Origin of the sequence: Achromobacter pulmonis (genome assembly GCF_002885955.2) — a bacterium.
In the GTDB taxonomy this organism is placed as follows: Bacteria; Pseudomonadota; Gammaproteobacteria; order Burkholderiales; family Burkholderiaceae_B; genus Achromobacter; species Achromobacter pulmonis_A.
Map to the genome: position 1 here is coordinate 70113 of NZ_POQS01000011.1, position 7647 is coordinate 77759.

General features: G+C 59.7%; 7 protein-coding genes. 4 read left to right on the top strand and 3 right to left on the bottom strand.

The window, feature by feature from the left end; translation table 11 throughout:
• Positions 1–27: 27 nt before the first annotated feature.
• Positions 28–945 carry a LysR family transcriptional regulator gene (locus C1I89_RS31105; protein WP_102776113.1) on the top strand — a complete coding sequence of 306 codons (918 nt, stop codon included), beginning with the start codon at positions 28–30 and terminating at the stop codon, positions 943–945.
• Here C1I89_RS31105 and C1I89_RS31110 read toward each other — a convergent pair.
• Positions 935–1831 carry a LysR substrate-binding domain-containing protein gene (locus C1I89_RS31110; RefSeq protein ID WP_102776114.1) on the bottom strand — a complete coding sequence of 299 codons (897 nt, stop codon included), beginning with the start codon at positions 1829–1831 and terminating at the stop codon, positions 935–937. The genes C1I89_RS31105 and C1I89_RS31110 overlap by 11 nt on opposite strands.
• A gap of 144 nt (positions 1832–1975) precedes the next feature.
• Here C1I89_RS31110 and C1I89_RS31115 point away from each other — a divergent pair, with 144 nt between their 5' ends.
• From C1I89_RS31115 to C1I89_RS31125, 3 genes are all read left to right on the top strand, one after another.
• A complete protein-coding gene (locus C1I89_RS31115) occupies positions 1976–2371 on the top strand; it encodes a RidA family protein (protein WP_102776115.1) in 396 nt (131 codons plus the stop codon).
• A 1-nt stretch (position 2372) separates the two neighbouring features.
• Positions 2373–3488: an NADH:flavin oxidoreductase gene (locus C1I89_RS31120; protein ID WP_102776116.1), complete on the top strand. Its 1116-nt coding sequence runs from the start codon at positions 2373–2375 to the stop codon at positions 3486–3488.
• 170 nt (positions 3489–3658) lie between these two features.
• On the top strand, positions 3659–4477 hold the full coding sequence (locus tag C1I89_RS31125; RefSeq protein WP_102776117.1) for a GIY-YIG nuclease family protein: 819 nt from the start codon (positions 3659–3661) through the stop codon (positions 4475–4477).
• 270 nt (positions 4478–4747) lie between these two features.
• Here C1I89_RS31125 and C1I89_RS31130 read toward each other — a convergent pair whose 3' ends face one another.
• Together C1I89_RS31130 and C1I89_RS34230 are read right to left on the bottom strand one after the other, a co-directional pair.
• Entirely contained in the window at positions 4748–5566 is an 819-nt protein-coding gene (locus tag C1I89_RS31130) for a potassium channel family protein (protein ID WP_102776118.1), read from the bottom strand.
• A 156-nt stretch (positions 5567–5722) separates the two neighbouring features.
• Positions 5723–6325, bottom strand: coding sequence for a hypothetical protein (locus C1I89_RS34230; RefSeq protein WP_146196960.1), 603 nt, complete (start codon positions 6323–6325; stop codon positions 5723–5725).
• Positions 6326–7647: the final 1322 nt, after the last annotated feature.

The window sequence follows — 7647 nt, forward strand, 5'->3', positions numbered from 1 at the left end:
ATTTCATAGTATTGATGCGCTTGGATCATGGACTTCCAGAAACTCAAACACCTGCTCGCGGTCGTGGAACACGGCACTTATTCGCGCGCGGCGGATGCGGTAAACCTGTCGCAGCCCGCGCTCAGCCGCAGCATCCAGGCGCTGGAAGCCGAGCTGGGCCTGCCGCTGCTGGACCGCGGCACGCGCCGCGTGCGCCTGACGCCCTACGGCGCCTGCGTGGCCGAACGCGCGCGCCGCATGCGCTTCGAGGAAGCCGAACTGCAGCGCGAACTCAAGACCCTGCACAGCGGCGAATCGGGCAGGCTATCCATCGGCCTGAGCCCCGCGCCCGCCTCGCTGCTGCTCTCGCCCTTTCTGACCCACATGGCCGAGCGCCATCCGCAGGTGCGCGTCGGCGTGGAACTGGGCGCCACCGCCGCCTTGCTGGACATGCTGCGCGCCGAGCGCGTCGACGCCATGGTGTGCGACGCCCGCATGCTGTATGACGCGGCCGACCTCGAAACCCGCGTTCTGCCGCCGCTGCGCGCCGGGCTGGTCTGCCGCAAGGGCCATCCCATCCTGGCCCACCGGCGCCCGGGCATCGAACAGGTCCGCCGCTATCCCGTGGCCTCCAGCACGCTGAGCCCCGAAGTCTCGCTGCGCCTGGCCGAAACGCTGGGACCGGGCGGCGCGCCCGAGCAAATGGTCACCCACCGCTGTGAAAACCTGGACGCGCTGGTCGAGCTGACGCTGCATTCCGACACCCTGCTGCTGGGCGTGATCTGCGTCACCCGCCGGCAGCAGGAAGCCGGGCAGCTGGTCGAAGTGCCGATTCCGCCGGACCCGCAGCGCCAGGGCCACTATGCGCTGGCGCGGCTGAAAGGACGCACGCCCTTGACGGCGCAAGACGCCTTGTACGAATTCACGCGCCAGTGCTGGGACGGGTTTGCGTCGTTCAGGGCGTAGCTTCCAGCCCCGCCTGCGTTTCCAGCCAGTCCGCAACGGCGCGCACCGGCGGCGACGGCGGCCGGTCCGCGGGCATGGCCAGATGATAGGTGTGCCCCGAGATCACCGGCCCGAACGGCTGCACCAGGTGGCCCGCCTCCAGCTCCTCGGCGATCAGCGCCAGGCTGACCAGCGCCACCCCATGCCCGGCGACGGCGGCCTGTATGGCATGGCCTTCATCGGAGAACCGCAGCTCGCTTGCCTGCCGCGGCTCGCGCCGCCGCGCGATCCTGAACCAGCGCTCCCAGGTCGGGTTCTCGGCCTGCGGCCGCTTCCAGTCGAAACGGCTCAAAGGCACGCGCGCCAGATCGTCCGCTGATTCCACGCCCAGCCGCGGATTGGCCACGGGCGCGAAGCGGTCGGTGAACAGCGGCCGGGCAACCAGGCCCGGATATGGCCCGCGGCCGTAGCGGATCGCAATGTCCACCGCCGCGGATCTCAGGTCCACCACCTCGTCGCTGGCCTGCAACTGCAGGTCGATGCCCGGATGCCGGCTGCGGAAATCGGCCATGCGCGGCACCAGCCACTTCACGGTGAAGGCATTGGTCGCCGAGATGGTCACCTGCATGCGCGTGCGCGCATGCGTCAGGCGCGCCAGCGTCGCCTCGAAGGCATCGAACCCGTCGCGCAGCACCGGATAAAGCTGCACGCCCGCCTCGGTCAAAGACACCCTGCGCACGTGGCGCTCGAACAGCGCCAGCCCGGTCTGCGCCTCCAGCGCGCGGATCTGGTGGCTGACCGCGGTTGGCGTCACCGCCAACTCCTGGGCGGCGGCCTTGAAACTGCCCAGGCGCGCGGCCGCCTCGAATACGCGCAGCCCGGACAGCGGAAGGGATCGGCGTTGCATGATCTGTCCTACAGATGAGTTTTTCTCACCTTATAGCTGACAAATGAACCTTTGTCACCGATGCCTCACATCCCTAAATTACCGGCATGGATCGGCCACCCTCGGGCCGATTCCCCGATCGACCATGAATAAGGAATTCTCATCATGCTACAACGCGTCGTCACCCAGCCCGACAACTACGAACCCTTCCTGCTGTCGCAGGGCATCCGCTTCGGCGACCTGCTGTTCATCTCCGGCCAGGCCGGCGCCAGCGACGACGGCAAGATCGTCGACGGCGGTTTCCTGGCGCAGGGCGAACAGGCCTTCCGCAACCTGAGCCGCGCGCTGGAAGCCGGCGGCTCCAGCCTGAAGGACGTCATCAAGGTCACCATCTTCGTCACCGACATGGGGCACTTCAAGGACGTGGTGGCGCTGCGCCGCCGTCATTTCTCGGCCCCCTACCCGGCCGACACCATCGCCGAGATCAAGGCGCTGTACGACCCGGCCGCCATGATCGAGATCGAGGCCATCGCGGCCGTGCGTGCGCAGGAGGGCCGCTGACATGGGCGCGCACGCCGCACTGTACACGCCGCTGAGGCTGAGCAACGGCCTGCGCCTGGCCAACCGCCTCGCCGTCGCGCCCATGACCCGCGTCAGCGCCACGGCCGACGGCCGCGCCACGCCGCAGATGGTCGACTACTACGAAGCCTACGCCGCCGGCGGCTTCGGCCTGGTGATCACCGAAGGCGTCTATACGGACCAGGCCCACGCGCAGGGCTACCTGTTCCAGCCCGGCCTGGCCGACGACGCCCAGCGCGATGCCTGGCGCCCCGTCGTGGACCGCGTCCATGCGCACGGCGCCCGCATCGTCGCCCAACTCATGCACGCGGGCGCGCTGTCGCAGGGCAATCCCCATCGCGCCACCACCAAAGGTCCCTCGGCCGTGTTGCCGCGCGGGCAGCAGATGACGTTCTACCGCGGAGCAGGCCCGTACCGGCTGCCCGAAGCCATGACGGACCAAGACATCGCGGTCGCGGTCGAAGGCTTCGCACAGGCGGCGCGCAGGGCGCAGCAGGCCGGATTCGACGGCGTCGAGATCCATGGCGCCAACGGCTATCTGCTGGACCAGTTCCTCACCGACTACACCAACCGGCGCGCGGACCGCTACGGCGGCAGCCTGGACAACCGGCTGCGCCTGACGGTGGAAGTCATCCAGGCGGTGCGCCAGGCCACGGAGCCGGGCTTCACCGTAGGCGTGCGCAGCTCGCAGGGCAAGGTCAACGACTTCACCCACAAATGGCCCGGCGCCGAGGCCGACGCCGCGCAGATCTTCCGCACGCTGGGCGCGCAGCCCATCGACTACCTGCACACCACCGAATTCGAGGCCTGGCGCCCGGCCTTCGGCGCGCAGGGCCCGAGTCTCGCGGCGCTGGCGCGGCGGCATGTTCCAGTCCCCGTGCTGGCCAACGGCTCGCTGCACGACCCGATGGCGGCGGCCGGCATGATGGCGCGCGACGAGGCGGACTTCGTTTCGCTGGGGCGCGGCGCGCTCACGCACGCCGACTGGCCCGCGAGGCTGCGCGCCGGCCAGCCGCTGGAGCGCTTCGATCGGGAGCTGTTGGCGCCGATCGCTGATCTTGCCAATGCGGCGCGGCATCGCGAGGGGCGCGGCGGATGAGGTCCTGCGGTTCGCCACCCGACCTCAGGCGGGCGGCCAGGCCAGCATCGGGGCGTCGGTGATCCGGTTGGGTTTCTCCGCCGAGGCGCCGTTACGGGCCTGGGGAAACGGGAAAGAGCAGAATCGTTGGCTGCGGCATAAACTTCATCGTCTTCTTGCTAAGTTGAGCTATGAAAGTCTTTGATTTGCTGCGGATTCAATACCCTTCACTGGAAGCCCGGAATTGCAAAGTCCATCTTGCGCGCTTCAACCAGTATGAGCAGCCGCTGGACGTGTTCATCGAGGGACGATTCGATGAGTGGCAATCCTGGCAACGCAGCCGTAACTTTCAACGAGAATTCGTGTTGTCTTTCGTCCAAGCCGGGACGACAACTTCGTGGCTGTTCGTCGGACTGTATCGCGTGAAAGACTGCCAGGCAGTAGCAACGCCGCCTGCGCACTTCATTTATGAAATGGAGCGAATCAACGCGTGTGAAGACCTGGTCGGCAGGCTATATGCTTCCAGCCCCTACACAAAACGCAATTCCTATGTGTATGGGGAAACGCTGGAGGCCGAACTGGTGGTAAGCCAGCTCCTGCCCCGCCGGCTCAGCATTGCGGATTTCCCCGGCTACAAGCGGGTGGACGTGCCCAAGGCTCAACTCGACATCATCGTAAGAGACAACATACCGACCTGGCGTACTGCCCTGTCCAATGTGAAAGGCATCTACCTGATTTCCGACAGAAAAACGCATCAGCTCTATGTAGGCAAGGCGGACGGTACCGAGGGCATCTGGGGACGCTGGTGTGCCTACGCGCAGAATGGACACGGGGGCAATGTGGCCTTGAAGGAAGAATTCGGGCTTTCTTCTGCGGATCGTCAGGCGGATTTGCGGTTCTCGCTGCTTGAGATAGCGGATATCCATTCAACGAAAGACGAGATTCTTGCTCGTGAAGAGCACTGGAAGTCTGTGTTAATGACTCGGGAAAGTGGCTTTAACAGGAATTGATCGGAGTATTGATGCCGGTGTGATCTGGGAAGCTCACTCAGGCCGTTTGTGCGGGAGTTCGAATTTTGGCTTGATTTCTTGACATTGAGGACGGCTTTCGGCCAAAAGCGGTCATAAGCCTATGGTCCACCAGCGCTTCATCGGCAACGATCCGAGGCGCTAGCGCGCACGGCTGTGTCAAACTCTAGCGGCTCAAGAGCGCGGCAACGATGAATATGAAAGCATAAGCTATGGAAACTCGGGCGACGGTCGAGATGATGGCAAGATCTATCAGAGCTTTCTACGGATATCCCCTGTCAGATTCTTGACGATGTCCGCATAAAAGCCACCACCCTTGTACTCCTGTTGGGAGTATCGGGTGTGCACGATATAGCTCGTTGAGAAGGCGTCAATTTCTTCGCAAAGTTGGGTCAATATTTGTTGGGTGCGGCGAACTTTCCAATTCGCTTTGGTCGATATTAAAAGGTTTATATATTTGCGCACGAAGCTTGCCATCTCTTCCACATGATGCGCCGCACGCTCCACCTGAACGGACAGGGCAGCTGCACGTCCGATGTCTTCAACGTGAGCCGTGTAACCGTTCAGTATTTCCATTGCGCGGAGCGCAGGATAAAAAGGGTTCGAACGGTTATAAATGAAGTCGATGGGCTGAACCGGTATCTGCGATTGGATTGATCGTCTGCGATCTCCAATTAGTTCCTTTGCATCCGTCACATACCTCAAGCACTCGTCATACGTCTGAACGATCCGGTCTTTTGCCAGATAGTCAATAAGTGCCCCCTGTTTGGCTGAGACAACTTGAGATATCGAATAGCCCACAAATAATAGTCCGAACAGGGCTTCTGATGCCGCTAGCGCACGAGACCAACCGACGGGGGCTAAGTCCCCGTACCCCAAAGTTGATACAGTTACGATGCTAAAGTAGATAAAGTCCGTCCAATGCGGTATTTGATCTTTAAATTCAACCCCGTTTCCTGGCGCGAACTTAGTAAGGAGCCCGTAGAGTAATGCATATAGTAGGACGACGGCGCTAAATAAGAAGAGCAACCTAAATGCGAGTCTTCGGAGGTCTGCGGCGGAGGGATGCATTGCAGTAATTGATTTAAATTATGCGGCTGACCAAAGGCCAATAGTGGCGGAATGGATACGCCACCGCAATCGTAATGGAATGACAGATTGTGTTCGAAAAAGTCCGAAATTCATGAGAGGAAATCCTACTGCGAATGGCCTTTTAGGACTTGTCACCTAACCCAAGGTCATTTCGCCCAATTGAGGAAGAGTGCTCGCACGAGTTAAAAAGTATGCGGTGTCCTGGTCTGCTCGCTCGAAATCTACTTGTAGTAGGTGGCTCGCAGCAGACACCAGTCGTTGAGCCGATTCGATCTCGTAACCCTCATCCCCATTAAGGCGCCATATGAAAGAGCTGTATCTAAATAGCGTCAATAGGTTTTTTGTTTGTCCGGCCTTCTCGAAACACCTCCAAAGCGTCTCATGCGACCGCTGAAATAATCGTCGAAAGCGCTCATTATAAAAATAATGGTAGGCGTCAATAAGATGGGAAGTGTCTTCCTCACTAAGTGCGCCATCTTTATTCATCAGGATCTTAGATAACCGAACCGTAGCCCTGCCAGCAGTATATAGATCACCCTCCGAAAACGCAGAGCGATAAACCTCGCGCAAATCCGAAACAGCCTCGGACGCTTCCTCGATCGATTCTATTCGATCAAGGACCAAATTATTTACGAGAGTAACATGCTCTTTTTTTCTCGCCTCACGTTCCAACTTTATTAGCTTGCCTCTACTGTCGTCTCCCCCTTCAATCTGCAACACAATCGCTTGGGCGTGCATTGCAGTATTTCCTTNAACTTTATTAGCTTGCCTCTACTGTCGTCTCCCCCTTCAATCTGCAACACAATCGCTTGGGCGTGCATTGCAGTATTTCCTTTCGGGTTTAGCGCGATTGCCATTTTCGCATTCTCGACAGCCTTATCACCGTCATCCGCCTTTAGCCCGAGCGCGTACGACAAATGCAATCCAGCGCGCACACTCTTAGATAGCGGTTTCGACAGCAACTCCTCAAAAAGCTTCGGCGCCTCAACCTTATCTCCGAGCATCCTTAAGCTTTTTGCAAGAAAAATCCCTATTTTGTCTCGGTACGACTCATAACCCGAAGCAGGAATAAGCTTGAGATAATCTCGGCACACTGTGGAGCAGGCTCGAAACATGTCCCTCTTGTGCAATTCTGAGCCATATGCTAAGCAGAGGTTTAAGACTGAGCTGGCGCTTCCTGTCGACTCCCACGTTGATGCCGAGGCGAGTAAATGCATCGTCAGATAATGCAGATTTTGGGTGATTCCTCTGTCGTCAGACGCGGAAATTCCCAGTCGCGTGCTGAGCTTCGCAGCTCCGCCGGACCGCCAACCGTCTCCAAAATAGAGCGATACGACTTTCCGAACAATCGAGAGCGATTCGTCGGGCCCCAAGAGAGAGATCACATAGTCTCGAACTGGGCGGGGTGACACGAGAATCTTGAGCGGGTCACTAGGCGCCTTTAGACTGCTCCACTTGCGGACCGCAATTAGCTCCAGATCAAGTAGTTCCTCTGCGTGATCCGAGTATAGTGGCGTGTTACTTTCTACCCGCTTCATAGTGTCCAGGGATTCCCCTGACGGAAGAACAGCTAGCGTCTTCAAGAGGATCCAAGATCGCCTAAGATCCCCACGCTCTTGTCCGCGTAGCGACATGACCGCATCCACCAGTGAACGCGGAACATTTGCATCTGGCAGCGGTCGATCCACAAGCTCGTTGGCGGTGGGCGGCTCCAAATCTGCCAATGTCGTGACCCTGAGCCTCTTAAGCGAACTGTCAATACGGTCCGGAAAGCCGTCGGACCGCCGCTGAATCTCACTTACACCATGAGTCGTCTTGACATCGTCATCGGCCAACGGATGAGCTAGCAGATATGTCCGGGTATCTGCCTCATCCAGGGGTAAGAGGGTAATTAATTCGATGTTACGTAGCTTGGGCTTCCGCCGGGAACTCACGATTATGGTAGCTTTGGGACAAAAGTCGTTGAAGAGCGACACGAGATCTTCGACATCGTGCTCAACGTAGGAGAGTGCCGCTTCCCCCCCTGTTGTAGGCGCATCATCTAGGGAAGGTCTGAAGAA